This window comes from Streptomyces bicolor, from assembly GCF_000719285.1.
GTDB classification, from domain to species: domain Bacteria; phylum Actinomycetota; class Actinomycetes; order Streptomycetales; family Streptomycetaceae; genus Streptomyces; species Streptomyces bicolor.
Genome location: NZ_JOFS01000011.1, coordinates 187,693 through 213,547 on the forward strand (window position 1 = coordinate 187,693; position 25,855 = coordinate 213,547).

Consider the following 25,855-nt stretch of genomic DNA (forward strand, 5'->3'; position numbering starts at 1 on the left):
AACCAAGGTGTCATCTTGAAAGGTGGTTTGGCAACTGAGGTGTCATAATGGCCCGGTGAACGACTCCGACGAGCCCCTCTCCCCCGACGATCTGGGTCACCGGGTCAGCGAGGTGTTCGACCTGGTCGGCGCGCTCTACCGGCGCGGGCTGCGCAAGCTCGAGCAGGGTGAGGAGGTCGAGGGGGTGTCCGTCGGCGTGCGCTCCGTGCTGGTGCTGCTGCACAGGTACGGGCCCATGACGGTGCCTCAGATGGGCCGGGTCATGACGCTGACCCGGCAGTTCGTGCAGCGCATGGTCAACGACGCGATGGCCAGGGACTGGGTGGAGGCCATCCCCAACCCGGCGCACCAGCGGTCCTCGCTCATCCGGATCACCGATGAGGGCGAGACCGTCATCACCGCGATCCTCGGGCGCGAGCACGCCCTGAACCGGCAGGTCGGCGGCGAGCTGACCGACGCCGAGCTACGGGCGTGCGTGCGCGTACTGAAGCAGATGCTGAAGACCTTCGACCACGTGGACGTGGACTGACCTACTCCCCCATGACGAGCCCGTCCTCCGCCGCCCCCCGGCTGAGCACGACCTCCCGGATCCGGTCCCGCACCCCGCGCAGCTCGGCGCCCTGGGCCAGCGCCTGGCTGATGTTGATCACCCGGCCGGCGTCGATGTCGAACAACTGCGGAATGAACTCGGCCTTCTTCACCTCCCAGCGCCGGCCGGCCTCGGCGGGCGGCGCGAAGGTGAAGCGGGCGAGGGTGGACTGGTTGCCGCGCGGGTCCTGTACGCCCTGCTCGTTGTACATCGCACCCGCGACCTGGTCGCCCATGCCGTAGACCACCCAGGTGCCGTTGACCTTCTCGTAGGCCTGCGGGACATGGGCGTGAGTGCCGAGGATCAGGTCGATGTCGGGGCGGTCGTCGCTGCTCGCGGCCGTCAGCTCACGGGCGAGGGTCAGCTGGGTGTTGTCGGGCTCGTCCTGCCATTCGGTGCCCCAGTGCAGCGACACGACGACCACGTCGGCGCCCGCTTTCCGCGCCGCGCGGGCGTCCGCCAGGATCTTGGCCTTGTCGATCAGGTTGACCGCCCAGGGCTGCCCCGGCGGCAGCGGGAAGCCGTTGACGCCGTAGGTGTAAGCGAGGTGCGCGACCTTGGCCGCGCCCGCGCGCAGCATCGTCACGGAGCGCGCCTCGCCCTCGGTGCGCGCCGTTCCCGCGTGCCGTACGCGCGCCTCGTCCAGGGCGTTCAGGGTGCGCAGGATGCCGGCGGCTCCGTCGTCGAGGCTCTGGTTGGAGGCGGTGGAGCAGCCGTCGTAGCCGGTGGCGGCGACCCCTCGGGCCACCTCCGGCGGCGACTTGAACGTGGGATATCCGCTGTACTGACCCCGCTCGCCGTAGATGGTCTCCATGTGGCACAGCGCCAGATCGGCGCCCGAGACAACGGGTTGGACACCGGCGAGCATCGGGCGGAAGTCGTATCCGGACCCACCGGCGTCGAAACGCGCACGGTCGATGACCGAGGTGTGCGGGAGGATGTCGCCGGAGGCGACGAGCGTGAAGCCGCGCGGGTCGGCGGAGGCGCCCGGCTGCCCCGCCTTGCGATTGTCGGCCTGGCATGCGGCACCCGCGGCAAGAACGGCCGTCAGAGCCAGGGCCACAAGTCGACTGCGTGCAATCATCAACTCACCCCGAGTGGTCGTATTACCCACCAATACGTATGAATCCGGGCCTGACCGTAAACAATTCGGCCGCGTCCGTTAGCCCGTCCGGCCTGTCCCGAATAGGCGGAAGGGACCGTTCGTCGTACCGTTCGCCGACGCGATCGACCGTCCGCCGCAGAGCCGTGTGTGTGCCCTGTCCCACAGCGGCCGCCTGCGATGCCATACGGCCATGACGGCCGGAACCACCCTCACCAACGGGACGACGACCGCCGAGCACGAGCTCGCCGCGCTGCAGCGCGAGCACGGCCGGCCCCTCTTCGCGCTGCTGCTCCGGCTCTGTGACGGCGACCGGCAGCGCGCCGAGGACCTCGTGCAGGAAACACTGGTGCGCGCCTGGCAGCATCCCGAGGCGCTGCGCGCGGACGACTTCGAATCCGTACGGCCGTGGCTGATGACCGTCGGGCGGCGCCTGGCGATCGACGCGCGGCGGGCCCGGCAGGCGCGGCCGCCGGAGGTCGGGGACGCGATCCTGGAGAACGCCCGGGTGATGTCCGACCACGCCGAGCGGGCCGCGGAAGTGCTCGATGTCCGCGAGGCTGTGAAGACACTCACTCCGGAGCACCGTGAAGTCCTGGTGCTCGTGTACTTCCAAGGGGCGAGTGTTGCGGAGGCCGCGGAAACCCTGGGGATCCCGCCCGGTACCGTGAAGTCCCGCGCTTACTACGCGCTGCGCGCCCTGCGCAGGGTGCTACCGGGATACGCGGCCGACCTGCGGTGAAACCAATGGCTGAGTCAAACCTCCGTAAAGCGCCTTGCTGAAGACACCGGTTGAGTAATCGGCTGTCCTCATCCGTGTTCCGGATTGGGCCCCAGGGCCCAAGGGCCCCGGGTCGGGCGACGCACTCACCGGAGGAAGGCAGGAAGGGATGCTGCACAGAGGTCAGGAGAGCACGGACGGCACCGGCGGCGGTGAACTGGCCGTCCCCATGGCGTGGTTGTACGCCGAGTACATCGCCGACGAGCTCCTGCGGACCGGCGATCTGATGCCGCCGACGTCCTTCGAGTTCCGCGCCGGGCGCGATGCCCTGGCGCTGACCATCTTCCTCTCCGACACCGACGGGGAGCTGTCCGGCATCCGGGTCGTCACCCAGCTGGAGACCTGGCTGTCGCTGACGGCCTACGACCAGCCGTGGCAGGACTGGGTGCGCGAGCGCATGGCGGGCCTCGCGGCCGAGGCGGTGAAGTCCGGCGGGCCCGCACCCGACCTGGAGCTGGCCGAGGCGGCCTGGCGCTGGCTGCAGGAGACCGAGCTGCTCGCGCCCGATCTGAACGCGGTGCCGGGTGGCGGCGCGCTGGTCGGCGAGGACGAGGGACCGAAGGTGTGGACACCGGCGTGGCAGCTCGGGCTGCCGCTCGGGCACCTCGCCATCCATCTTTTTTGAGTTCTTTTCTCCTGGGACCAATCCTCGTCCCCGGCCGCTCCGAATCCCTTGGTTGCGATTGTGTGTAGGCCTTGAGTGATTCGACTGCCTGGTGCGTACCAGTGGGTGCAAGGAGTAACACACCCCACACCCAACGGCACGAGGATTCGGCATGAGGTCCCTGGAGAGGCATCGCGACGTCGCCGCGTACGCGCTCGGCGTGCTGACCGAGGCGGAGGCTTTCCGCTTCGAGGACCACCTCATGGAGTGCCCGCGCTGCGCGGCACACGTGACCGAGTTCGGGCCTGTCACCCGCCAGTTGATGCTGTACCGGCGGTCCACGCCCCGGTTCGTGCACCCCATGGCCAAGCCGGGCCCGCAGATGCTGAACCGGCTGCTGGAGGCGGTGGCGGCCCGCCATCGCGCCCTGCGCCGGCGCACGCTGTACGCCGTCGCGGCCTCGGTCGTGATCGCCCTCGCCGGGCCCGGGGTCGCGATGATGGCGGGCGGCGACGAGGCGCCCGTACAGGTCGTCCAGGCGACCGACGCGCGGTCGGGTGTGTGGGCGCAGGTCACGACCGAGAACGAGGCCTACGGGAGTCAGGTGGAGTTGAAGGTGAAGGACGGCGCGGGGCCGCGCCCCTGCCATCTGATCGCCATCGGCCGGGACGGCTCGCAGGAGACCGTGACCAGTTGGCACGCCGCCGACCATGACACCCGTGAGAACACGATGACGGGAGCCTCGGCGATGCACACGGACGAGATCGTTCGCTACGAGGTACGGACGGCGGACGGCGACCACCTGGTGACGCTCACGCCCCGGTAGGCCCTTGCTCGCCTGTCCGGTCCCGGCCTATTTCAGCAGCCTCGACATCCTCCGGTCCGCCAGCGGCTTGCCGCCCGTCTGGCAGGTCGGGCAGTACTGGAGCGAGGAGTCGCTGAAGGAGACCTCGCGGACGGTGTCGCCGCACACCGGGCACGGTTCGCCGGTGCGGCCGTGGACGCGCAGTCCGCTCTTCTTCTCGGCCTTCAGGCGTCCGGCCGCGACCCCGCGCGAACGCTCGACCGCCTCGGTGAGGGTCGTCCGCAGGGCCTCGTACAGTCTCGCCGTCTCCTCGGATGTCAGGGACGACGCCAGCTTGAACGGGGACATCCTCGCCGCGTGCAGGATCTCGTCGCTGTAGGCATTGCCGACCCCGGCGATCAGGCTCTGGTCGCGCAGGGCGCCCTTGAGTTGGCGGCGCTCGTCCTTCAGCAGCGCCGCGAAACGCGGCTCGTCGAAGTCGTCGGCGAGCGGGTCCGGGCCCAGCCGGGCCACGCCGGGGACTTGCCGGGGGTCCTGGACGAGGTAGACCGCGAGTCGCTTCTGCGTGCCGGCCTCCGTCAGGTCGAAGCCCGCGCCGGTCTCCAGGGCCACCCGCAGCGCGAGCGGGCCCTTGCCGGGGCGGGGCATGCCGCTCGGCAACCGGTCCTTCCAGTGGAGCCAGCCGGCCCGGGCCAGGTGGGTCACCAGGTGCGGACCGTCCGCCGTGGCGAGGTCGAGGAACTTGCCGTACCGGTGCACGGCGGTGACCTGATGACCCTCCACGGCTGTAACCGGCGGGTCGTACGTCTTGAGGACGCTGATCGCGACGGGCAGCACGCGCACGATCTCGTGGCCGACCAGGTTCTCGGTCAGGAAGTCCTTGAGCGCTTCGACCTCGGGGAGTTCCGGCATAGGTCCAGAGTGCCACCCGGCACCGACAGCGCCAGGCAGGTCCCCTCACGGACCGGGCCGCTCCGGCGCCATGAACTCGCACCACACCGCCTTGCCGCCGCCCCGCGCCTCCACGCCCCACACGTCGGTGAGCAGGTCGACGAGGAGCAGACCGCGGCCGGAGACGCCGGACTCCCCCGCCTCCCGGCGGCGTGGCAGGGCGCTGGAGGAGTCCTCGACCTCCACGCGCAGCCGGCGCTCGGAGCCGGTGAGGACCCGCAGAGTCACGATGGCGGAGCCCTCGGTGTGCATCAGGGCGTTGGTGATCAGCTCGTCGGCGACCAGTTCGATCTCGTCGGCGCGGTCACCGGCGCCCCAGGCCCGCACGGCGGCGCGGATCATGTGCCGGGCCGCGGTGAGGGCCTCGGGGTCGCCGGGGGCGACGTGCTGCTGGAGGCGGCCGCCGGACTGCGGGGCGTCCAGAACGCGGCGGCGGAGCAGGAGCAGGGCCACGTCGTCGTCGCCGCCGCGTTCCTCGGCCACGTCGATGAGGCGGTCCGCGAGATCCCGGACGTCGTTCGGGCCCGTGGCGATGAGTGCGGTGAGGGTGTGCATGCCGTCGTCCAGGTCGGCGCCGGGCTGCTCGACCAGACCGTCGGTGCACAGGAGCAGGGTGTGGTCGGAGTCCAGCTCGATGGTGCCGACCGGGTATTCGAGCCGCCCGAACTCCGCGGACAGGCCGAGCGGCAGCCCGCCCTCGACCGGGACGCGCCGGCAGGCGCCGCCGGGCTCCCGGATCAGCGGGTCGATGTGGCCGGCGCGGACGATCTGCACGACCCCGGTGGACAGGTCGGCCTCCGCGTACAGGCAGGTCGCGAAGCGGTCGGTGTCCAGCTCGTGCAGGAACACGGAGGCGCGGGCCATCACGGTGGCCGGGGTGTGCCCCTCGGCGGCGTAGGCGCGCAGCACGATGCGCAGCTGTCCCATCACGGCGGCGGCGTGTGTGTCGTGGCCCTGGACGTCGCCGATGACGGCGCCGACCCGGCCGCCCGGCAGCGGGATCAGGTCGTACCAGTCGCCGCCGATGTCCCGGCCGAGGGAGCCGGACCGGTAGCGGACGGCGACGTCGGCGCCGGGCACGCTGGGGATGGTGCGCGGCAGCATGGCCTGCTGCAGGCCGGTCGCGAGGTCCTTCTCCTGCTCGTAGAACATGGCCCGCTGCAGACTCTGCGCGATGCTGCTGCCGAGGGCGACGAGCACGTTGCGGTCCTCGGCGGAGAAGCCGTCCCGGTCGCTGTAGAGCAGTCCGATGGCACCGATCGGCCGGGCCTGGGCGATCAGCGGCAGATAGGCGGCGGCCGTGATGTTGAGCCCGGTGATGTGCGGCCAGAGGATCGGGTAGCTGTCCGCGAACTCTTGCGGTGATTCGATGAAACGCGGGGTGAGGGTCCGTACGACCTCGCTCATCGGGTACTGCTCGTCTATTCGGGTGACCATGGTCCCGGGCACGAAGCTGCCCGCCGGGCCCTCGGCGACCAGCCGGATACGGCCGGCCTCCACCAGGCCCATGACCAGGCTGGTGGCGCCGAGGTGGGTCAGTCCGTGGGTGTCCTTGAGGACGTCTATGACGTCCCGGACGGTGCGGGCGTGCGCGAGGGCGGCCGTGGTGAGCTGGACGACGTTGGTCTGCCGCCGTCGGGCCTCGTCCTCGGCGGCCTGCTCGCGCCGCTCCTCGCTCTCGGCGAGTTCCTCGGTGGCGTCGCGGACGATGCCGATGATGCGGCGCGGGCGGCCCGTCTCGTCGCGGCGGATGTAGCCCTGGGTGTGGGTCCAGCGCAGGGTGCCGTCGCGGCAGCGGATGCGGAAGTAGGCGCCGTAGTTCTCGCTGCCGTCCTTCAGGGCCTTGGAGACCAGGCCGTCCAGGCGATAGCCCTCCGGCGGCGGCACCCGGACCGCCAGGGTCGCGGGGTTTCCGTCGTATTCGTCAGGGCGCAGGTCGAAGACCTCGTGGGCCTGGGCGTCCATGTGGAAGACACCGGTGTCCAGGTCCCAGTCGAAGGTGCCCATGTGGTTGAGCGCCAGGATCGGGTCCGGGTGGGCGGGCCAGTCGTCCGGGAGTGACAGGGCGCTCGCTCCCCGATCAACCATGGGGCCACCTTGCCAGCATTCGCCGGAATCTTCGACTGGGGCGACGCAACTGTTTCCGCTCGGCGCCCGGGGTCCGTCCACCCGCGTCGGTCAGCCGGCGAAGACATCGGTGGGGCTGCCGAAGACGCTGTCGGTGGTGTGCGGATCGTTGGGGATGAGCCCGCCGCCGTCGGGGAGGTCGGGGGACTCCGGGACGGTTTCCGGGCCGGTTTCCTCCGGGGATCGCGAGGCGGCCGGGGAGTCCGGAGCGTCCGGGGACTTCGGGGACGGCTCGGGTTCGGTGCCGGAGTCGGGGGCGCCGGGCTCCTCGGGCGAGGCGGGCGAGGCGGGCGTGTGCCCCGGGTCGGTGGTCGGGTGCGACGGCGTCGGGGTGGCGGTGGCGGTGGGGCAGTCGGCGGGGCCGTGGGTCGCGCAGTCCGTCGGCGGGCCCTCCGGGGAGGTGGGCCTACCGGACGGGGACGTGCTGCCGTCCGTGGGGAACCCGTCGTGGTCACCGGGTGAGCCGCTGTCGTGGGGATGCGGATGCGGGACCGCAGTGGGGGGCACCGGCTTCGGCCGCGGCAGGACATGGTCGCGGTCGTGCCCCCGATGGCCGGTCGGACGCTCGATCCAGGTGTTGTCGACGTTGTTGATGATCGTGATGTTGGTGATCACCTGGGTCGTCGGAGCCACCACGACCACCCGGTCGGGCCGGTATCCCGACCAGGTCCGGCCGCTGGTCGCCGGATCGCCCCGCACGTCGGCGGCCGGAGTGAGCGGGTTGCCGCAGGCGCAGCGGACGCGGGGCACACCGTGGCGGTCGACCAGGACGGCGGTGCCCGCCTGCAGGACGGACTGGTAGCCGGTCCCGCGACCGTCGCGGAACCCGTGGTTGGTGACCCGGGTGTCCGCGCGCAGCACGACCGAGGTCAGGCCGCGCAGATAGCCGGGGATCGAGTCCCGGGTGATGCCGGACGCCTGCGCGAAGGCGCGGCCCCTGGACGCGTCGGAGGTGAGGTGGTCGATCTGCCGCCGCACATCGCAGCTGCCGGACCCCGGTGTGCCGCCGTAGAGGCCGGGCGTGCCGCCTGACAGCTGCTGCGGTCCGGTCCGGCCCGTACGCGCCGGCTGCGGCGTTCGGGCGACCGGGGACGGTTCGGCCGTGGCGGTCACGGTGGAGTCCGTGAAGGGATCGGGCCCCTTGGCCGCCGCGGGCTCGAGGAAGATCTCCCCGCTCGATTCCGTGCCCTTGCCCCCGCCGCAGCCGGCGACGAGGAGCGCCGCGGAGAGCATGCAGGCCGTGACGATGGCTCCGGTGGATGTCCGCACCGCGTCCTCCCGAGTGCTTTCGGGCAGTTCGGGACTATTGTCTGCTTCACCCGCTCGGGTTACGCAAGCGGAGAAGTGATATACGGAGAGTCACATGGGCCTCGGGCGCGACAATGGGGAAGGGAGTGTGCGGCCGTGGAGTGGTTCATCGCACCGGACTACTGGACGAGCCGGCTGGTCTTCCAGCGGGCTCTGGCCGGCGTGTACCTCGTCGCGTTCTTGACGGCGGCCCTGCAGTTCCGGGCGCTGATGGGCGAGCGCGGCATGCTGCCCGTACCGCGGTTCGTCGCGCGGGTGCCCTTCAAGGCCGCCCCGAGCCTGTTCCAACTCCATTACTCGGACCGGTTCTTCGCGGCCTGCGCGTGGTCGGGCTGCGCGGTGTCGGCGGCGCTGCTGGCCGGGCTGGACAACGTCGTGCCCCTGTGGGGCGCCATGCTGCTGTGGCTGGTCCCGTGGGCGCTGTACCTGTCGATCGTGAACGTCGGCCAGACCTGGTACTCGTTCGGCTGGGAGTCCCTGTTGCTGGAGATCGGCTTCCTCGCCGTCTTCCTGGGCAACGACGAGGTGGCGCCGCCGGTCGTGGTGCTGTTCCTGCTGCGCTGGATCCTGTTCCGGGTCGAGTTCGGCGCGGGCCTGATCAAGATGCGCGGCGACGCCTGCTGGCGGAAGCTGACCTGCCTGGACTTCCACCACGAGACGCAGCCGATGCCGGGACCGCTGAGCTGGTTCTTCCACCATCTGCCGAAGCCGTTGCACCGCGTCGAGGTGGCCGCGAACCACGTCACCCAACTTGCCGTGCCCGTCCTCCTCTTCACCCCGCAGCCGATCGCCACGGCCGCCGCCTCCCTGATGATCGTCACCCAGTTGTGGCTGGTGCTGTCGGGCAACTTCTCCTGGCTGAACTGGATCACCATCGTGCTGGCCGTGTCGGCGGTGCGGTTCCCGAGCGATCCGCCCTCGGTGCCGGACGCCCCGCTGTGGTACGAGGTCGTGGTGCTGGCGGTCGCCGCGCTGCTGCTGTTCCTCAGCTACCACCCGGTCGCCAACATGATCTCCCGCCGCCAGATCATGAACCGCTCCTTCGATCCGCTCCATCTGGTGAACACCTACGGTGCCTTCGGCAGCGTCAGCAGACTCCGCTACGAGGTGGTGATCGAGGGCACCACCGACGACGTACCACGTGAGGACTCGGACTGGCGGGAGTACGAGTTCAAGGGCAAGCCGGGCGATCCCCGGCACTGGCCGCGGCAGTTCGCGCCGTACCATCTGCGGCTGGACTGGCTGATGTGGTTCGCCGCGCTGTCGCCCGCGTACGCCGGGGCGTGGTTCGGTGCCCTGGTGGAGCGGCTCCTGGAGAACGACCGCGACACGCTGAAACTGCTGCGCCGCTCGCCCTTCCCACCCGACGCGCCGCCCCGCTACGTCCGCGCCCGCCTCTTCCGCTACCGGTACACGACGTGGCGTGAGCTGCGGGAGACGGGCGCGTGCTGGGAGCGGACGTACGTGCGGGAGTATCTGCCGCCGACCAGACTGGCCGAGGTGGCTCAGAGGTCGTAGACACGGGTGGCGGTCGTCTCGAAGATCTGCCGGCGGTCGGACTCGCCGGTCAGGTCCCGCGCCGAGGCGAGCACTTGGCCGTAGGTCGCCGCCAGCGTGCACACGGGCCAGTCCGAGCCGAACATCAGCCGCTCCGGACCGAAGGCGTCGAGGACGACGTCGGCGTACGGACGCAGGTCGTCGACCGTCCAGGAGGCGTGGTCGGCCTCGGTGACCATGCCGGAGAGCTTGCAGACGGTGTTGGAGAGGGCGGCCAGGGAGCGCACGGCCGTCTCCCACGGCTCGCGCTCGCCGGAGGCGATGGGCGGTTTGCCCAGGTGGTCCAGGACGAAGGTCAGGTCGGCGTGGTCCGCGGCGGCCTTGACGCAGGCCGGCAGTTGGTGCGGCAGCACGACCAGGTCGTAGACCAACCCCGCCTCGGCCACGGCGGCGAGTCCGCGCCGTACGTCCGCACGCAGCAGCCACTCCGGGTCGGGCTCGCCCTGCACCTGGTGGCGGATGCCCTTGAGGTACCGCCCGCCGGGCAGCTCCCGCAGCCGGGCCAGTTCGTCGGCGATGTCCGGCCGGGTGAGGTCGGTCCAGCCGACGACGCCCGCGATCAGTTCGTGCTCGGCGGCGAGGGCCAGGAACTCCGGGGTCTCCTCGGGCACGGTGATCGTCTGGACGAGGACGGTACGGCCGACTCCCGCGGCCCGCGCCTGCGGGGCGAGGTCGGCGACCGTGAAGTTCCGCCTCAGCGGCTCGAGTTCGGGTCCGGTGATCCAGTCCTGGTCACGGACCGCCAGGTCCCACACATGGTGGTGCGCGTCGACGACCGTCACGGCAGCTCCCAGACGACCGGCAGGCCGGCGTCCGCGCCCTCGCCGGAGTAGTCGTGCACCACGTCGAGCAGTTCGGCCATCCGGGCCTGCCAGGCCACGTTGACGGGCAGCTTCTCCAGCTCGGCGAGGAGGCGGCCGTAGTCCTCGCACTCCAGGACGTGGAAGAGGTCGGTGCCGCTGCGCCAGATCGTCCAGGAGGTGGCGCCGGCGGCCCGGATGGCGTCCGTCAGCTCCTTCGGGACCTCTCGGTGGGCGGCCTCGTACTCGGCGATCCGATCCGCGCGGACCTTGGTGTGCAGGGCGATTCTCATCGCTTCTCCTCGATGACCAGGAGTCCTGTGTCCCGCAGCTCCTGCCAGAAGGGGTCGGGGACCGGCGTGGCGAACTGGCGGGCGGCGTCCTGGACTTCGTGGGCCGAGCGGGCCCCCACCAGGACGCTGCTGACAGCGGGGTGGGCCGCGCAGAAGGCCAGCGCGGCGGCGCGCAGGCCGATGCCGTGCCTCGCTGCGATCTCCTTCATACGCAGGGCCCGGTCCAGCAACTCGCCGGGCGCCCGCGTGTAGTTGTACGTCGCCCCCGGCTTGGGATCCGCGAGCAGGCCGGAGTTGAAGGCCCCGCCGATGACGACGGACGTGCCCCTCGAGACGGCCGCGGGCAGCAGCTCGTCGAGCGCGCTCTGGTCGAGCAGCGTGTAGCGGCCGGCGCACAGCACCACATCGACATCGGTGTCGCGGACGAAACGGGTGAGCATGTCGGTCTGGTTCATGCCGGCGCCGATCGCGCCGACGACGCCTTCCGAGCGGAGCTTCTCCAGGGCCGGGTATCCCTCCCGGAAGGCGTGTTCGGCATGGTCGTCGGGGTCGTGCAGGTACACGATGTCGACGCGGTCGAGGCCGAGACGTTCCAGGCTCGCGTCCAGGGTGCGCCGGATGCCGTCCTCGGTGAAGTCCCAGACCCGGCGGTGGGTGGCGGGCACGGCGAAGCCGTTCGCCATGTCGTCGCCCCCGCCGGTGGACGGTTCCAGACGGCGGCCCACCTTCGTGGAGACCGTGTACTCCTCGCGGGGGTGCTCGCGCAGGGCCGCACCGAGGCGGCGTTCGGACAGGCCGAGGCCGTAGTGGGGTGCGGTGTCGTAGTAGCGGATGCCGCACCGCCAGGCGGCGTCCACCGCCTCGTACGCCTGCTCCTCGGTGACCTCGGTGAAGAGGTTGCCGATGCCGGCGGCCCCGAAGCCGAGCCCGCTCGGCGTGCTCACTGGCCCACCGGCCGCAGCCGCAGGCCCTGCATGCCGCCGTCGACGGCGAGGGCGGTTCCGGTCGTGGCGCCGGAGAGCGGGCTCGCCAGGTAGGCGATGGCGCCGGCGACCTCGGCGGCCGAGACGAGGCGGCCGGTGGGCTGGCGTTCCTCCAGGGCGGCGCGCTCGGCGGACGGGTCGGAGGCGGCGTCGAGCAGGCGGCCGACCCACGGCGTGTCGACCGTCCCGGGATTCACGCAGTTGACGCGGACGCCCTCGCGGACGTGGTCGGCGGCCATGGCGAGGGTGAGCGAGTACACGGCGCCCTTGGTCGCGCTGTACAGCGCCCGCTGTGGCAGCCCTGCCGTGGCGGCGATGGAGCAGGTGTTGACGATCGCAGCGTGCGGGGAGTCGCGCAGGTGGGGCAGTGCGGCGCGCGCGACCCGCACCATGCCGACGACATTGACGTCCATGACCCGGTGCCACTCGGCGTCGTCGTTGTCCTCGACGGTGCCCCGGGCGCCGATGCCGGCGTTGTTGATCAACACGTCCAGCCCGCCGAGCTCGGCCACGGCGGCCGCGACGGCCTCGCGTACGGAGGCGTCGTCGGTGACGTCGGCGCGGAAGGCGAGCAGGGGCTTGTCGACGGACGACGGGTCCAGGTCGAGTACGGCGACCTGGGCGCCCCGCGCGGCGAGGAGTTCGGCCGTGGCCCGGCCGATGCCGGAGGCGCCTCCCGTCACCAGTGCCTTGAGACCGTCGAAGTCGCTCATGCCGCGTGCCCCTTCTTTCCGGAAGTCTCGAGGTCGGCGGCCCAGAAGGTGCCGCCGGGGAACGTGTACCGCGCGATCGACTCGGGTCGCATGGCGGCCGAGAAACCCGGCGCGGTTGGTGCCGTGTAGTGACCTTCCCTGATCACCACCGGGTCGAGGAAGTGGTCGTGCAGATGGTCGACGTACTCGATGACACGGTCCTCGGTGGTGCCTGTGACCGCCACATAGTCGTACATCGACAGGTGCTGGACGAGTTCGCACAGTCCGACGCCGCCCGCGTGCGGGCAGACCGGCACGCCGAACTTGGCGGCGAGCAGCAGGATGGCGAGGTTCTCGTTGACGCCGCCGACGCGGGCCGCGTCGATCTGCAGGACGTCGAGGGCGCCGGCCTGGAGGAGCTGCTTGAAGACGACCCTGTTCTGGACGTGCTCGCCGGTGGCCACCTTCACCGGGGCGACGGCCTCGCGGATCGCCGCGTGGCCAAGGACGTCGTCGGGGCTGGTGGGCTCCTCGATCCAGTACGGGTCGAACTCGGCGAGGGCCTTGGTCCAGCGGATCGCCTCGGCCACGTCCCAGCGCTGGTTGGCGTCGATCGCCATGCGGATGTCGGGACCGACGACCGAACGGGCGACACGGCAGCGCCGTACGTCGTCCTCCAGGTCGGCGCCGACCTTCAGCTTGATCTGCCGGAAGCCGTCGGCGACCGCCTCGGCGGCGAGCCGGGTGAGCTTGTCGTCGTCGTAGCCGAGCCAGCCGGCGGAGGTGGTGTAGGCGGGGTAACCGTGCTCCAGCAGCCGTGCCGCGCGCTCGTCGGCCCCTTCCCGGCCCCGGCGCAGGATGGCCAGCGCCTCCTCGGGCGTGAGCGCGTCGGTGAGGTACCGGAAGTCGACCTGCCGGACGATCCACTCGGGGTCGGCGTCGGCGAGGAGCCGCCACAGGGGCTTGTCCGCACGCTTGGCCGCCAGGTCCCACACGGCGTTCATGACCGCGCCGATCGCCATGTGCATCACGCCCTTCTCGGGGCCGAGCCAGCGCAGCTGGCTGTCGCCGATCAGGTCGCGGTTGAGGGTCCCCGGGTCGGCGCACAGCTCGTCGACGGACCGGCCGACGACATGGCCGCGAAGCGCCTCGATCGCCGCGACCTGGACCTCGTTGCCCCGCCCGATGGTGAAGGTGAACCCGTGCCCCTCGTGCCCGTCCGCCGCGTCGGTGCGCAGCACGACGTACGCCGCCGAGTAGTCGGGGTCGGGATTCATCGCGTCGGAGCCGTCGAGCTCGCGCGAGGTGGGGAAGCGGATGTCGTGGGTGTCGACCGCGGTGATGCGGGCGGGGGTGCCGGGGGTCGGGGACACAGAGGGCCTTTCGGTCGGTGACGTCGATGAGGGGGGCGGCTCGGGTCAGTCCTGAGCCCGACCCGTCGTCACGCGGGCGATCATGAGGGCGACCAGGATGATTCCGCCGTAGATGGCCTGGATCCAGAACGACGGGACCTGGGCGAGGGTGAGCAGGTTCTGGACGACGCCGAGGAGGAGTACGCCGGTCAGGGCGCCGAACATGGTGCCCCTGCCGCCGTCCAGGCTGATGCCGCCGATCACGGCGGCCGCGAACACGGTGAAGATCATGTTGTTGCCCTGGTTGGCACTGATGGCGCCGACATAGCCGGTCTGGATGATCCCGCCGACGGCCGCGAGGGTGCCCGCGACGACGAACACGCCGAGCATGACGCGCTCGACCCGGATACCGGCCGCGCGGGCGGCGTCCGCGTTGCCGCCGATGGCGTACAGGGCGCGTCCGATGCGGTGGTACCGCAGCACGAACCCGGCGATCGCGAAGGCCGCCGCCGCGAGCCACACCGACATCGGGATGCCGATGAACGTCGTGGTGGCGAGGGAGTAGAAGCTGTCGGGCATCCCGAACAGCGTCTTGCCCTTGGTCGCGCCGACCAGCAGCCCGCGCAGGACGATCAGCATCGCGAGCGTCACGATGAACGCGTTGAGCTTGAACTTCACCACCAGGATGCCGTTGAAGGCACCGACTGCCGCGCCGACGGCGAGGACCGCCAACAGGGCGAGGGCGGCGGGGAGTTCGGTGCCCCAGCCGGACTGGGCGACGGGCAGCACGAGGAGTGCGCCGACCGCGGGTGCGATGCCGACGACCGATTCGAGGGACAGGTCGAACTTTCCGGTGATCAGGACGAGCGACTCGGCCAGCACGACCATCGCCAACGCGGCGGAGGCGCCGAGGATGGAGATCAGGTTGCGTTCGGTGAGGAACGAGTCGTTGACCACCGCGCCGAGCACCATGAGGAGCAACAGGGCCGGGACGAGGGCGAGTTCACGGGCGCGGCGGAGCAGGACCGTCCTGGCGGCACGGGCGTCCGGCACCTTCACAGGCAGGGCCGGTGGGGCCTTGGTGTCAGCCATGGTTGTCCACTCCTTCGATGGAGGCGATCAGCTCGTGGTCGCGCCAGCCCGCCGGGTGCTCGGCGACGACACGGCCGTGGAACAGGACGAGGACGCGGTCGCAGCGGCGCAGGTCGTCGAGTTCGTCGGAGACGACGAGTACGGCGATGCCGTCCTCGCGGGCGCTGTCCACGCGGGCCAGCAGTGACTCCTTGGACCTCACGTCGACGCCCGCGGTGGGGTTGATCAGCACGAGCAGCCGGGGGTCGGAGGCGAGGGCGCGGGCCATGACGACCTTCTGCGCGTTGCCGCCGGACAGGTCGGAGACGGGTTGCTCGGGGCCCTCGGTGTGGATGTCGAGGCGCTCGATGAGGGCGGTGGCGAAGCCGCGCTTGCGTTCGGTGCGGACGAAGCCGAAGCGGCCGAGCCGGTCCAGGACGCTCATGGTGGCGTTGTCGCCGATGGTCATGCCGGCGACGAGGCCCTGGTCGTGCCGGTCGCGGGGCACGCAGGCGACGCCCGCCTCGAGAGCGGCCTGGACATCGCCGAACGGCAGCCGCTCACCGCCTAGTTGAGCCGTTCCGCCCGTCGGTGTGTGCAGCCCCGCGAAGGACTCGGCGAGCTCCACCTTGCCACTGCCGCTGATGCCGGCGAGCCCGACGACCTCCCCGCGACGCACGGTGAGATCGATGTTCTCGTACGCCGGTGAAGTGAGCCCGCGTGCCTCGAGCAGGACGGGGGCGTCGTGGTCGACGTCCCTCGGGTCCACGGCCTGCTCGGCGATGGCCTCCAGGGACTCCCCCGCCATGGCCTCCACCAGGGCCCGGCGCGGGAGTTCGGCGACCGGAGCGGTGGTGATCCAGCGGGCGTCGCGCAGGACGGTGACGGTCTGGCAGACCTCGTACACCTCCTGCAGGTGGTGCGAGATGAACAGGAAGGTGACGCCGGAGTCCTGCAGTGCCCGCATGCGGGTGAACAGCCGCTCGATCTCGCGCTTGTCGAGCTGGGCGGTCGGTTCGTCGAGGATGATGAACCGGGCGCCGAAGCTCAACGCCCGGGCGATCTCCACCATTTGGCGGTCCTCGACCTTGAGGTCGGCGGTGCGGACCTCGGGGTCGACGTGCACGTCCCAGGTGGCGAGGAGTTCGGCGGCCTCGGTGCGCAGCTTGCGCCAGCTGATGAACCCTCGCTGGAGCGGCTGCCGGTTGATGAAGAGGTTCTCGGCGACCGTCAGCTCGGGAACGACTGTGGGCTTCTGGTAGACGCAGGCCACCTTGCGGCGCCAGGCGTCCCGGTCGGCCAGCGGGGGCGCGGGCTCGCCGTCGAAGCGGACCTCGCCCTCGTCGGCGGCCTGGAGTCCGGTGAGGATGTTGACCAGGGTCGACTTGCCGGCGCCGTTGCGGCCGACGAGGGCGTGGGACTCGCCGGGCAGGACGGTGAGGCGTCCGTCGGCGAGGGCGGTGGTGGGGCCGTAGCGCTTGACGATGCCCCGCGCATCGACGAGTGGCGTCATCATTTGACCGTGTTGCCCCAGAGGTCGGGGTCGTCGACGTTGTCCTTGGTGACCAGCGGGGCGGGGAGCTGGTCCTCCAGGATGCCGCTGGGGAGCTTCACGATGGTCGAGTCGTGGTCGGTGGGGCCGGGCTTGAACGTCTTCCCCGCCATCGCCGCCTTGATGTAGTACATGCCGTACTTGGCGTACAGGTCGGCAGGCTGGGAGACCGTCGCGTCGATCTCGCCCTTGCGGATCGCGTCGTACTCCTGCGGGATGCCGTCGTTGGAGACGATCGTGATGTGACCGGCCTGGCCGACCTTCTTCAGCATGCCCTTCGACTTCAGGGTCTGGAGGGTCGGCGCGAGGTAGACGCCGCCGGCCTGCATGTAGATGCCCTTGATGTCGGGGTTGGCGTTGAGGAGGGTGTCCAGCTTGGAGGCCGCGGTGTCGGACTCCCACTTGGCCGGTATCTCCAGGACCTTCAGCTTGGGGAAGTTCTTCTTCACGCAGGCCCGGAAGGCCTCGGAGCGGTCGCGGCCGTTGACGGAGGCGAGGTCGCCCATGATCTGCACGACCTTGCCGGAGGGGATCTGCTCGCCGAGGTACTGGCAGGCCTTCTCGCCGTACGCCACGTTGTTGGCGCGCACCACCATCGCGACCTTGCCCTTGTCCGGCGCCACGTCGACCGCGACGACCGGCACGCCCTTGCGCTCGGCCTGGTCGAGGCCCGCCTCGATGGCGGCGCTGTCCAGCGGGGCGACGACCAGGCCCTTCACGCCCTGGTTGAGCTGGTTGTTGATGTCGGTGATCTGCTGGGAGGGGTCGCTGTTGGAGTTGACCGTCTTGAGCGTGTCGACGCCCTCGGCGTCGGCCATCTTCGGCACGTAGTCGTTGTACGACTGCCAGAACGGCGAGGTCAGCAGGGGCAGGATCACCCCGACCTTGCCGCTGCCGCCGCCACCTCCGGCACTGGAGGCGCCGGTGTCCTTGGTGCTGCCGCACGCGGCGAGCACGAGCGAGGCGCCGGCGACCGCGCACACCGCCCTGACCATCCGTGACCTGTTCTGCTTCCGCGCTGTCCTGCCGTGCATCTGGCGGCTCCTCGTTGAGCGTCTTCGAGCACCTGGTTCGAGCAGATGCCCGCATATTTATCAGACCACTTCGCCAAAACAACAGCCTCCGGCGGCAGAATTTCCCGGATTCCAGCCGTAGTGGTCTGACCAACCTGGTGATTACACTTCCGCTCACCGGGCGCCCCGAGGCGCCTCGGGCGACGGGAGGAACGGCGTGGACGAGACAGCCCCTCAGAAGGGCACCGTCGAGACGGCCCCGCAGAAGGGCACCGTGACGCAGCGCGCCATCGAGGCGGTCAAGGCGATGATCGCCGAGGGCCGACTGGAGCCCGGCCAGCGACTGCCGACCGAGCGCGACCTGGCGGCCCGGCTGGGCATCTCCCGCAGCTCGATGCGCGAGGCGATCCGCGCGCTCACGGTGCTGGGGGTGCTGGAGGCCCGGCACGGTTCGGGCATCTACGTCACCCAGCTGGAGGCCGGCGACCTGCTGGAGACGTTCGGCGTGGTGGCCGACCTGTCCCGGGGCCCGCGTCTGGTGGAACTGCTGGAGGTGCGGCGCATCCTGGAGTCGACGGCGACGGCCCTGGCGGCGGCGCGGATCACACCGGACCAGCTCGCGGAGGTCGAGAAGCACCTCACGGCGATGAACGCCACGGACGATCCGGAGGAGATCCTCGCCCACGACCTGGCCTTCCACCGCGAGATCGCGGCCGCCGCCGGCAACGACACCATGGCCGCGATCCTGGAGGGCCTGTCCTCCCGCACCTTCCGCGCCCGCGTCTGGCGCGGCTACCAGGAGGAGGGCGCCTTCGCCCGCACCCGCCGCGAGCACGCCGCGATCCACCGCGCCCTGGTCGCCCACGACCCGGAGGCGGCCCGGGCGGCGGCGGCCGCGCACGTCGGCGAGGTGGAGGAGTGGCTGCGGACCCAGCTCGGCGGCTGACCGCGAACGCCGAGGGCCGTTCCCCTCACCTCCGCGCGAGGGGAACGGCCCCGTCTCACTACTGCCGCTCTACGGCTTCACGTCGAAACCGTGCTTGCTGCCGAGCTTCTCCAGTGACGCCTGACCGGGGATGCCGTTGGCGTCGTCCCCGGTGAAGCCGCAACGGCGCTGCCAGGCGGCGTACGCCTTGACGGTCGTCGTGCCGAAGTGGCCGTCCGCGAGCTTCGACGGGAGGAGACCTTCCGCGACGAGCGCCTTCTCCACGGTCTTCACGCCCGCGTACGACACCGGCGTGCCGGACTTGGCCGGGTCGCGCAGGGCCGCGGCGACCACCTTCGACACGTCGATCACCGTGCGCGGGCCCGGAACGGTCGTCGAACCACCTGGCCGCGGCGCTCCCTTCTTCACCCATGCGTACAGGTGCTCGCCGGGGCACGCCGTGGCGAGGCCGTCCCGGTGCCCCTTGATCTCTTTGCCGGCACCGTGGCGGCGCAGCAGCTCGATGCCGTCGCGGATCGCGCCGAGCATGGCGTCCGTCGGCTTGGTGAGCCCCTTGTCGCCGACCAGGCCGACGATCGCGTAGTGGCCCCGGTTGAGCTCCTGATTGCCGTTCGCCCCGGTGCGCTTGCCGAGGCCACGGCCCTCCAGGAGGTAACCGTGCGGGCAGGCGCCGTAGTTGTAGGCGATGTCGGAGTAGTTCTCCTTCTCGTTGGCCAGATGGGATGCCCGGATCGACTTCCACTCGGCGATGCAGAGGTCGTGGTCGTCGAGGAGCTTGACACTGACCGATGTGCCTTCGTAATGGACCTTCACACCCTTGGTCGAGGTCTGTGCGGGTGCGGCGGATGCGGGCCAGCCGAGCTGGGCTCGCGTGACAAGCTTCAAGAGTGCCTCCAAGGCGCTGTCGTAACGCCAACGCCCTTGAGTGTGAGGCCAGTTGTCCGCCACTTCACGGCGACGCGCCGCCGTTGGCCGTCAGTGGACCCGGGCTCGCCGCAGCCGCAACGTCACCAGTTCGAAGGGCCGCAGGCGCAGGGCGACTTGCCGGCCGTCGTACGACGGAGCCTCGGGCAGCGGACGTTCCAGCAGGTCCGTCGCCATGACGTCCCCGACGTCGAAGCCTGCCGTCAGCGTGGCCCGTGCCCGGCCGCCGTGGGCTTCGTGGAGGCGGACCACCACGTCCCCGCTGCCGTCGTCGGCCAGCTTGACGGCCGTGATCACGACCGCGTCCTTGTCCACCGTCACCAGTGGCGCCACCTCCCGGCCACCGGTGATCCGCCGCTCCGGCAGATTGATCCGCCAGCCCTCGCGCACCGCGTCCCCGATGCCCGCGCCCGGCACCAGGGCGTGCCGGAAGCGGTGGACGCCCTGGTCGGTCTCGGGGTCCGGGAAGCGCGGGGCACGCAGCAGGGAGACGCGGACCGTGGTGGTCGTCCCGCGGGCGCCGTCGGTGCGGACCGTGCGGGTCACGTCGTGGCCGTACGTGGAGTCGTTGACGACGGCGACGCCCCAGCCCGGCTCCTCCAGGTGGACGAAACGGTGGTTGCAGGCCTCGAACTTGGCCGCTTCCCAGCTGGTGTTGGTGTGCGTGGGGCGGTGGAAGTGCCCGAACTGGGTCTCCGACGCGTACCGCTCGGCGTGCACGTCGAGCGGGAAGGCCAGCTTCAGGAACTTCTCCGTCTCGTGCCAGTCGACCACCGTGTCCACGAGCAGGCGCCGCTCGCCCGGTGCGAGGCTCAGCCGCTGCGTGACGCGGGAGGATCCGAAGGACCGTACGACCCGGACTGCGTCCTCGCTCTCGACGACCTCGTCCGCCTCGGTCAGATCGGTGACCGTGTTGCGGTAGAACTCGTCGACGTCCCAGGCGTCCCACATGTTCGGGAAGTCGGCGTGGAGCTGGAGGAGGTTCGCGGCCCTGCCCGGCGCGATCGTCTCGCGGTCGGCCTCGATGTCGTACACGGAGACCACCAGGCCCTGACCGTCGATCTCGACCCGCAGCAGGCCGTTGTCCAGGACGTGGCCGCCGCCGGGGCGTGGCGTGAGCCGCGTCCGCTCCTGGGCCGCGGGGGTGCCGGCGCCGCCCGCCGGGATGCCGTCGCGGGTGTGCGGGGCGGCGTTGAACACCAGGTGCCGCTCCCCCTCACCCGCCAGGGCGTGCTGTGCCGCGCGGATGATCCCGGTCAGCTCCTCGGCGATCCGCTCGTACGTCCTGCGTGCCTCCCGGTGCACCCACGCGATGGACGAGCCGGGCAGGATGTCGTGGAACTGGTGCAGCAGCACCGTCTTCCAGATGCGGTCCAACTCCTCGTACGGGTAGGGGAATGCGGTGCGTACGGCGGCCGTCGCCGCCCACAGTTCGGCCTCGCGCAGGAGGTGTTCGCTGCGGCGGTTGCCCTGCTTGGTCTTCGCCTGGCTGGTGAGCGTGGCGCGGTGGAGTTCGAGGTAGAGCTCGCCGACCCAGACGGGCGGGTCGGGGTGTTCGGCCTCGGCCTTGCGGAAGAACTCCTCCGGGGTCTCCCAGACGACGGTGGCGGAGCCTTCGAGGTCGCGCAGCCGTGCCGCCTTGCCGATCATCTCGCGGGTCGTGCCGCCGCCTCCGTCGCCCCAGCCGGTGGGGGCGAGGGAGTGCCGGGCGACTCCCTTGTCCTTGAAGTTGCGGGCCGCGTGGGCGATCTCGCTGCCCTTCATGGAGCAGTTGTAGGTGTCGACGGGCGGGAAGTGGGTGAAGATCCGGGTGCCGTCGATGCCCTCCCACCGGAAGGTGTGGTGCGGGAACTTGTTGGTTTGCGACCAGGAGATCTTCTGGGTCAGCAGCCACTTGGAGCCGGCGGCCTTGATGATCTGGGGCAGTCCGGCGGCGAAGCCGAAGGTGTCGGGCAGCCAGGCCTCGTCGTTCTCGATGCCGAACTCGTCGAGGAAGAACCGCTTGCCGTGCACGAACTGCCGGGCCATCGCCTCCGAGCCCGGCATGTTGGTGTCCGACTCCACCCACATCCCGCCGGCCGGCACGAACCGCCCGTCCGCCACCGCCTTCTTCACCCGCGCCCACACCTCGGGCCGGTGCTCCTTCACCCACGCCCACTGCTGGGCCTGGGACATGGCGAACACGAACTCCGGCTCGTCGTCGAGCAGCGCGGTCATGTTCGCGGTCGTACGCGCGACTTTGCGGACCGTCTCGCGCAGCGGCCACAGCCACGCCGAGTCGATGTGGGCGTGGCCGACGGCGCTGATGCGATGGGCGGAGGGCACGGCGGGCTCGGACAGGACCGTCTCCAGCCGCGCACGCGCCTGCGCGGCCGTTGCGTTCACGTCCTGGAGGTCGATCGCGTCCAGTGCCTTCTCCACCGCCCGCAGGATCTCCCAGCGGCGCGCCGACTCCACCGGCAGCTCGGCCATCAGCTCGCCGAGCACCTCCAGGTCGAGGACGAGCTGCCACACCGTCTCGTCGAAGACGGCGAGGTCCATGCGGGTGAGCGTGTACTGCGGCTCGCTGCCGGCGGTCTCCTTGTCGCCGAGTCGCGTGGGCAGGAAGGGGTGGTAGTCGAGGATGACGGGGTTGGAGGCGGCCTCGATGTGCAGCCGCACCTCCTCGCCGCCCTCCACCGGAGCGCCGATGCGCACCCACTGGTTGCGCGGGTTGAGGCCCTTCACCGGGGTGCCGTCGGGCCGGTAGACCAGGCCCTCGCACTGGAAGCCCGGCATGTTCTCGTCGAACCCGAGGTCGAGCAGCGCCTCGACGGTCCTTCCGGCCCACGCCTCGGGCACGGTCCCGGTGACCCGGAACCAGCTGGTGCCCCAGGGAGCACCCCAGCGGGCGCCCACCTCGATCGGCTCGGGTTCGGCCGCGAGCCCCTCCGCGACCGGCACCGGCTCACCCGGCGCATGCCACACCGCCACCTCCAGCGGCACGGACTCGGGGTACACGGCGGGGCGGACACGCTCGTCGAGGACGCGCTTGAGACGGGCTTCGACCAGGCTGCGGTCGTCATGCATGCGGGATGCTCCAGGGCTGAGGGGAGGACGGTTACCAGGTGTGGGTCACGGTCACGGGAGCCGACGACGTGTAGAGCTCTCCCACGGCACGCAGTTCGAACCGTGCCGCCTGCTCGCCCTGTTCGGGTCGCAGGCCCGCGACGAAGTAGGCGGACTGACAGGTACCGCCGAGGAAGCGTCGGGTGCCGTCGGGGAGGAGACGGTGGAGTGTGTAGTGGCGCACCTCCCCGGGGGCGGGATTCCAGATGAAGCGCAGATCGCCGCCGCTCGCGCCGGTGATCCGGAGGGCTGAGGGGGCGGCGGGCGCAGCATTCGCGTTCCGCACCGCGACGGCGCCCAGCCGCCAGCTCACGGGCCCGTCCGCCGCGGTGAGCCGCACACCGAGTGCACGGACAGTGCCGGTCAGGCCCGTGAGCCGCACGGTCGAGGTCTGCCATGTGCCGGCCGAGTTCACGGCGGCATACGTGTACGGCGGTGTCGCACCCGGCGCGCTCGGCTCGGCGGTGGCCACCGCGAGCTCGACGTCCACACTGCCCGCGTCGGTCCGGTGGGTCAGCTCGACCACCGTGTCCACACCGATCGGCAGCCGTGTCGCGTACAGATCCACGACCGCGGGCGCGTCCAGTTCACCGTCGACGAGCACACTGCTCCCGCCACGCCACGCGTCCGCGAAGTCGAAGTTCACAGCGGGACGCTGCCCTTCGGTGTGCACGGCCCAGCGCCGGGACGGCAGCCGGTCCTGCAGGCCGAGATGGTTCCACGGCGCGTCCGACGTCACCTCCCCGTCCTCGTACCACCGCAGCCCGTGCCCGGTGTTGAACACGCTCGCGAACGGCACGGACGCGACCGTCGACCGATCGGCGACCGACACGGCCGGCGCCCGCCAGCTGTCCGCACCGTCCGGCCGCGACGGATCCAGTGACCGCCCCGTCCAGAACCGGTCGTCGGCGGCATGGAACTCCCCCGGCCCCCGCCCCTCCGCCGGAAGGTGATTCCGCGTCCACTCGGGCCGGTAGAAACCGACCGACACGACGTGCGCCTTGTCGCGCGGGACGATGGCGTCCCAGTTCACGGACGAGTTCCACCCGTTCGCCTCGACATCGACGCCTGCCCACAACTCGTATCGGCCACGCCCCAGTTGCTCGGCTCGCTGCCCCGATGACACCAGCTTCGCCGCCGTCCACCGGAAGTCGACGAACATGTCGTCGGCGGCCTGGAAGAACGCCTCGTTCTGGGAGTTGAGCGCACCCTGCCAGCTCACTGACCCGTTCACGGTCATCGAGTCGTACCAGGTCACCCGCTGGCCCTTGCCCTCGGCGAGCACCTTCAACTCCCGCATGAAGCCCAGCATGTCCGCACCCAGCGTGGCGTTCCCGCCGCTCGTCTCGGCGTTGACGAACCACCCGTCGAACCCGTACGCCGCCGCGACCGCGACCAGCCGTTCGGCCAGTGGATACCGCCCGGCCGCGTCCTTCTGCACCAGGTCGCGCGTCCACTGCAGCTGCCCGCCGTAGGCGACGGGCGGCAGGAAGACGTTGCCGAGGACGGGCACGCCGTGACGGTGGGCGGCGTCCACGATCGGTGCGTTCGGCGCGAGAATCAGCCCCTCCCCCGACGAGCCGCCCCAGAACACCAGCTCGTCGATGTACGCCCAGTGCGTGAGGGCGTAGTAGTCGGCGGTGGCCGAGCCCTGGGAAGGATTACCGGAGGTGGGCCCGAACGACACCAGGGACTGGATGCGGGCCTGGCCCGCGCGGGCGGTGGCGTTCGCCGGGGTCGGGGTGAAGCGCGGGGCGAGCGGGACGGTCGAGGCGTTGAAGGCGAGGTCCGGGTCGTCTGCCGGGCGCCAGGACTTCAGGCTGCGCCAGGTGATGCCGGTGCCCGGGGTGCCGGAGGGCAGGGAGTCCGGGTACCAGTAGGAGGCGTACGGCTGGAGGGCGGCGGCCTTGGGCTTGGCGGCTGCCGTCGCCGGAAATGAGGGCAGCATCGCGGCCGAGGCGGCGGCGATGAGGACGGTGCGTCTGGTGGGGGTCACGAGCGGGCGCCTCCTTGTGGGGTGGGGAGTACCTGATCGGGAGCGACGACCTCGGTGATGCCGCGTGCGCGGAGGTGTTCACGGTCGGCGGCACGCACGTCGAGGACGGTCGTGGGGCGGACGCCGTCGGCGACCAGCCGGAAATAGGCGTCGAAGACCGGGCCGCCCGGGGCGCAGAGCGAACGGCCGGCGGGATCGGCCGGGACGATCAGCGCTGTCGTACGCGGCTCAGGGGTCCGCGGGGGCTCCTGCGCCGCCCGCTCCAGCGCCCGAGCGGAGTCCTTCGGCTCGCGGTCGTTGGTCAACAGGCCCAGCCCGTACTCGAGTGGGGGGAAGTCGGCCAGCTCGCGGGACACGTCGTGGGAGCACCACCAGGTGATGCCCCACAACTCGGGGCAGTCCAGGGCGTTGGCGACGGTCGCCTCGGTGAAGGCTGCGGCGTGCTCGGGCGGGATCAGGGGCGCGGGGGCGCCGACCTCCTGGAGCCAGACGGGGCGGTGCGGGTCGTCGGCCCACGCCTTGCTCAGCTCGACGAGGTACGCGGCATGGTGTTCGGTCGGGACGGAGGTGCGGCCGTGGCGCTGGGCGGTGCCGTTGAAGACCCAGGAGTGCACGGCCGTGACGGCCCCGTGCCGGGCGGCCTGGGCCGGTGTGAACGGCTGGTCGTCCTGGTACCAGGTGGCGTCGTACTCGGCGTGCAGGTGCAGCCGCCCGGGCGCGCCCTCCTCACAGGCGGCGAGCATGCGCGTGAGCCAGCGGTCGATCTCGTCCTCGGTCGCCCGGTCGGGGTCGGGATGCGGGCCCGCCGAGAACTGGTTGACCTCGTTGCCCAGGGTCATGCCGAGGAAGTTCGGCCGGTCGGCGAGTGCCGCGGCGAGTGTGCGCAGGTAGGCGGCCTGGCCGTCGAGGACGTCCGGGTCGGTGAAGAGGTTCCGGCGGTGCCAGGTCCGGGTCCAGGCCGGGAGGAAGTCGAAGCTGCTCAAGTGGCCTTGGAGACCGTCCACATTGACGTCCAGGTCGCGTTCGGCGGCGGCGTCGACGAGCCGGACCAACTGGTCGACGGCCCGCGCCCGGATCAGCGTGCGGTTGGGCTGGAAGTAGGGCCACAGCGGGAAGATCCGGATGTGGTCGAGGCCCAGTGCCGCGATGGAGTCGAGGTCGGCGCGTACGGAGTCGAGGTCGAAGTCGAGCCAGTGGTGGAACCACCCTTCGCTCGGGGTGTAGTTGACGCCGAAGCGCACGGCAGAAGGCATGCGTGTCCTTGTGACGGAGGTACGGGTGGTCAGCCCTTTGAGATCAGC

22 protein-coding genes are annotated in these 25,855 nt (G+C 70.9%); 6 read left to right on the plus strand and 16 right to left on the minus strand.

Annotated elements, in window-relative coordinates; translation table 11 throughout:
• The first annotated feature begins 55 nt into the window (after positions 1 to 55).
• The gene (locus tag IF78_RS0117750; RefSeq protein WP_031482458.1) at positions 56 to 529 is read left to right on the plus strand and encodes a MarR family winged helix-turn-helix transcriptional regulator; all 474 of its coding nucleotides are present in this window, start codon (positions 56 to 58) and stop codon (positions 527 to 529) included.
• A gap of 1 nt (position 530) precedes the next feature.
• On the opposite strand, the gene IF78_RS0117755 is transcribed toward IF78_RS0117750, so the two are convergent.
• Positions 531 to 1,673, minus strand: a complete 1,143-nt coding sequence (locus IF78_RS0117755; protein ID WP_031482460.1) for a CapA family protein — start codon at positions 1,671 to 1,673, stop codon at positions 531 to 533.
• A 211-nt stretch (positions 1,674 to 1,884) separates the two neighbouring features.
• Here IF78_RS0117755 and IF78_RS0117760 point away from each other — a divergent pair, with 211 nt between their 5' ends.
• From IF78_RS0117760 to IF78_RS0117770, 3 genes are all read left to right on the plus strand, one after another.
• Positions 1,885 to 2,433: a sigma-70 family RNA polymerase sigma factor gene (locus IF78_RS0117760; RefSeq protein ID WP_031482462.1), complete on the plus strand. Its 549-nt coding sequence runs from the start codon at positions 1,885 to 1,887 to the stop codon at positions 2,431 to 2,433.
• 148 nt (positions 2,434 to 2,581) lie between these two features.
• Positions 2,582 to 3,097, plus strand: coding sequence for a hypothetical protein (locus tag IF78_RS0117765; RefSeq protein WP_031482464.1), 516 nt, complete (start codon positions 2,582 to 2,584; stop codon positions 3,095 to 3,097).
• A gap of 151 nt (positions 3,098 to 3,248) precedes the next feature.
• Positions 3,249 to 3,902, plus strand: a complete 654-nt coding sequence (locus IF78_RS0117770) for a zf-HC2 domain-containing protein (RefSeq protein WP_031482466.1) — start codon at positions 3,249 to 3,251, stop codon at positions 3,900 to 3,902.
• 27 nt (positions 3,903 to 3,929) lie between these two features.
• Here the strand turns inward: IF78_RS0117770 and IF78_RS0117775 are convergent, their stop codons facing one another.
• The 3 genes from IF78_RS0117775 to IF78_RS0117785 all read right to left on the minus strand — a co-directional run bounded on the left by IF78_RS0117775 (position 3,930) and on the right by IF78_RS0117785 (position 8,228).
• Complete coding sequence (locus tag IF78_RS0117775) at positions 3,930 to 4,793, minus strand: Fpg/Nei family DNA glycosylase (RefSeq protein WP_031482468.1); 864 nt, start codon at positions 4,791 to 4,793, stop codon at positions 3,930 to 3,932.
• Positions 4,794 to 4,838: 45 nt separating this feature from the next.
• Positions 4,839 to 6,920 (minus strand): SpoIIE family protein phosphatase, encoded by a 2,082-nt coding sequence (locus IF78_RS0117780; RefSeq protein ID WP_031482470.1) that lies wholly within the window; start codon positions 6,918 to 6,920, stop codon positions 4,839 to 4,841.
• Positions 6,921 to 7,010: 90 nt separating this feature from the next.
• Positions 7,011 to 8,228 (minus strand): DUF6777 domain-containing protein, encoded by a 1,218-nt coding sequence (locus IF78_RS0117785; protein WP_031482472.1) that lies wholly within the window; start codon positions 8,226 to 8,228, stop codon positions 7,011 to 7,013.
• A 135-nt stretch (positions 8,229 to 8,363) separates the two neighbouring features.
• Between IF78_RS0117785 and IF78_RS0117790 the strand changes: the two genes are divergently transcribed.
• Complete coding sequence (locus IF78_RS0117790) at positions 8,364 to 9,785, plus strand: lipase maturation factor family protein (protein WP_031482474.1); 1,422 nt, start codon at positions 8,364 to 8,366, stop codon at positions 9,783 to 9,785.
• Here IF78_RS0117790 and IF78_RS0117795 read toward each other — a convergent pair.
• The 8 genes from IF78_RS0117795 to IF78_RS0117830 are packed head-to-tail and all read right to left on the minus strand — an operon-like array spanning position 9,773 to position 17,601.
• On the minus strand, positions 9,773 to 10,606 hold the full coding sequence (locus tag IF78_RS0117795) for an amidohydrolase family protein (protein WP_031482476.1): 834 nt from the start codon (positions 10,604 to 10,606) through the stop codon (positions 9,773 to 9,775). The two genes, IF78_RS0117790 and IF78_RS0117795, sit on opposite strands and share 13 nt — an antisense overlap.
• Positions 10,603 to 10,917: an L-rhamnose mutarotase gene (locus tag IF78_RS0117800; RefSeq protein ID WP_031482478.1), complete on the minus strand. Its 315-nt coding sequence runs from the start codon at positions 10,915 to 10,917 to the stop codon at positions 10,603 to 10,605. The genes IF78_RS0117795 and IF78_RS0117800 overlap by 4 nt, the downstream gene beginning before the upstream one ends.
• The gene (locus IF78_RS0117805) at positions 10,914 to 11,861 is read right to left on the minus strand and encodes an aldo/keto reductase (RefSeq protein ID WP_031482480.1); all 948 of its coding nucleotides are present in this window, start codon (positions 11,859 to 11,861) and stop codon (positions 10,914 to 10,916) included. The genes IF78_RS0117800 and IF78_RS0117805 overlap by 4 nt, the downstream gene beginning before the upstream one ends.
• On the minus strand, positions 11,858 to 12,613 hold the full coding sequence (locus IF78_RS0117810) for an SDR family NAD(P)-dependent oxidoreductase (RefSeq protein WP_031482482.1): 756 nt from the start codon (positions 12,611 to 12,613) through the stop codon (positions 11,858 to 11,860). The genes IF78_RS0117805 and IF78_RS0117810 overlap by 4 nt, the downstream gene beginning before the upstream one ends.
• Positions 12,610 to 13,965, minus strand: coding sequence for an L-fuconate dehydratase (locus tag IF78_RS0117815; RefSeq protein ID WP_031482484.1), 1,356 nt, complete (start codon positions 13,963 to 13,965; stop codon positions 12,610 to 12,612). Before IF78_RS0117815 ends, IF78_RS0117810 begins: the two co-directional genes overlap by 4 nt.
• A 45-nt stretch (positions 13,966 to 14,010) precedes the next feature.
• On the minus strand, positions 14,011 to 15,036 hold the full coding sequence (locus tag IF78_RS0117820; RefSeq protein ID WP_031482487.1) for an ABC transporter permease: 1,026 nt from the start codon (positions 15,034 to 15,036) through the stop codon (positions 14,011 to 14,013).
• Complete coding sequence (locus IF78_RS0117825) at positions 15,029 to 16,531, minus strand: sugar ABC transporter ATP-binding protein (protein ID WP_031482488.1); 1,503 nt, start codon at positions 16,529 to 16,531, stop codon at positions 15,029 to 15,031. Before IF78_RS0117825 ends, IF78_RS0117820 begins: the two co-directional genes overlap by 8 nt.
• Positions 16,528 to 17,601, minus strand: coding sequence for a sugar ABC transporter substrate-binding protein (locus IF78_RS0117830; protein WP_031482490.1), 1,074 nt, complete (start codon positions 17,599 to 17,601; stop codon positions 16,528 to 16,530). Before IF78_RS0117830 ends, IF78_RS0117825 begins: the two co-directional genes overlap by 4 nt.
• Before the next feature lie 196 nt (positions 17,602 to 17,797).
• Here IF78_RS0117830 and IF78_RS0117835 point away from each other — a divergent pair, with 196 nt between their 5' ends.
• Positions 17,798 to 18,526, plus strand: a complete 729-nt coding sequence (locus IF78_RS0117835; protein WP_031482493.1) for a FadR/GntR family transcriptional regulator — start codon at positions 17,798 to 17,800, stop codon at positions 18,524 to 18,526.
• Positions 18,527 to 18,595: 69 nt separating this feature from the next.
• Here the strand turns inward: IF78_RS0117835 and IF78_RS0117840 are convergent, their stop codons facing one another.
• From IF78_RS0117840 to IF78_RS0117855, 4 genes are all read right to left on the minus strand, one after another.
• Entirely contained in the window at positions 18,596 to 19,411 is an 816-nt protein-coding gene (locus IF78_RS0117840) for a peptidoglycan-binding protein (RefSeq protein WP_031482495.1), read from the minus strand.
• Between the two features lie 90 nt (positions 19,412 to 19,501).
• Positions 19,502 to 22,519, minus strand: coding sequence for an alpha-mannosidase (locus IF78_RS0117845; RefSeq protein ID WP_031482497.1), 3,018 nt, complete (start codon positions 22,517 to 22,519; stop codon positions 19,502 to 19,504).
• 31 nt (positions 22,520 to 22,550) lie between these two features.
• Positions 22,551 to 24,554, minus strand: a complete 2,004-nt coding sequence (locus IF78_RS0117850) for an endo-beta-N-acetylglucosaminidase (protein WP_031482499.1) — start codon at positions 24,552 to 24,554, stop codon at positions 22,551 to 22,553.
• Positions 24,551 to 25,807 carry a glycoside hydrolase 5 family protein gene (locus IF78_RS0117855; RefSeq protein WP_107049959.1) on the minus strand — a complete coding sequence of 419 codons (1,257 nt, stop codon included), beginning with the start codon at positions 25,805 to 25,807 and terminating at the stop codon, positions 24,551 to 24,553. The genes IF78_RS0117850 and IF78_RS0117855 overlap by 4 nt, the downstream gene beginning before the upstream one ends.
• Positions 25,808 to 25,855: the final 48 nt, after the last annotated feature.

Excerpts from the sequence above, each read along its gene's own strand:
- IF78_RS0117775 (WP_031482468.1), bottom strand. The coding sequence starts at position 4,793 with ATGCCGGAACTCCCCGAGGTCGAAGCGCTCAAGGACTTCCTGACCGAG.
- IF78_RS0117820 (WP_031482487.1), bottom strand. The coding sequence starts at position 15,036 with ATGGCTGACACCAAGGCCCCACCGGCCCTGCCTGTGAAGGTGCCGGAC.
- IF78_RS0117830 (WP_031482490.1), bottom strand. The coding sequence starts at position 17,601 with ATGCACGGCAGGACAGCGCGGAAGCAGAACAGGTCACGGATGGTCAGG.
- IF78_RS0117825 (WP_031482488.1), bottom strand. The coding sequence starts at position 16,531 with ATGATGACGCCACTCGTCGATGCGCGGGGCATCGTCAAGCGCTACGGC.
- IF78_RS0117855 (WP_107049959.1), bottom strand. The coding sequence starts at position 25,807 with ATGCCTTCTGCCGTGCGCTTCGGCGTCAACTACACCCCGAGCGAAGGG.
- IF78_RS0117755 (WP_031482460.1), bottom strand. The coding sequence starts at position 1,673 with ATGATTGCACGCAGTCGACTTGTGGCCCTGGCTCTGACGGCCGTTCTT.
- IF78_RS0117810 (WP_031482482.1), bottom strand. The coding sequence starts at position 12,613 with ATGAGCGACTTCGACGGTCTCAAGGCACTGGTGACGGGAGGCGCCTCC.
- IF78_RS0117845 (WP_031482497.1), bottom strand. The coding sequence starts at position 22,519 with ATGCATGACGACCGCAGCCTGGTCGAAGCCCGTCTCAAGCGCGTCCTC.
- IF78_RS0117780 (WP_031482470.1), bottom strand. The coding sequence starts at position 6,920 with ATGGTTGATCGGGGAGCGAGCGCCCTGTCACTCCCGGACGACTGGCCC.
- IF78_RS0117770 (WP_031482466.1), top strand. The coding sequence starts at position 3,249 with ATGAGGTCCCTGGAGAGGCATCGCGACGTCGCCGCGTACGCGCTCGGC.
- IF78_RS0117765 (WP_031482464.1), top strand. The coding sequence starts at position 2,582 with ATGCTGCACAGAGGTCAGGAGAGCACGGACGGCACCGGCGGCGGTGAA.
- IF78_RS0117760 (WP_031482462.1), top strand. The coding sequence starts at position 1,885 with ATGACGGCCGGAACCACCCTCACCAACGGGACGACGACCGCCGAGCAC.
- IF78_RS0117800 (WP_031482478.1), bottom strand. The coding sequence starts at position 10,917 with ATGAGAATCGCCCTGCACACCAAGGTCCGCGCGGATCGGATCGCCGAG.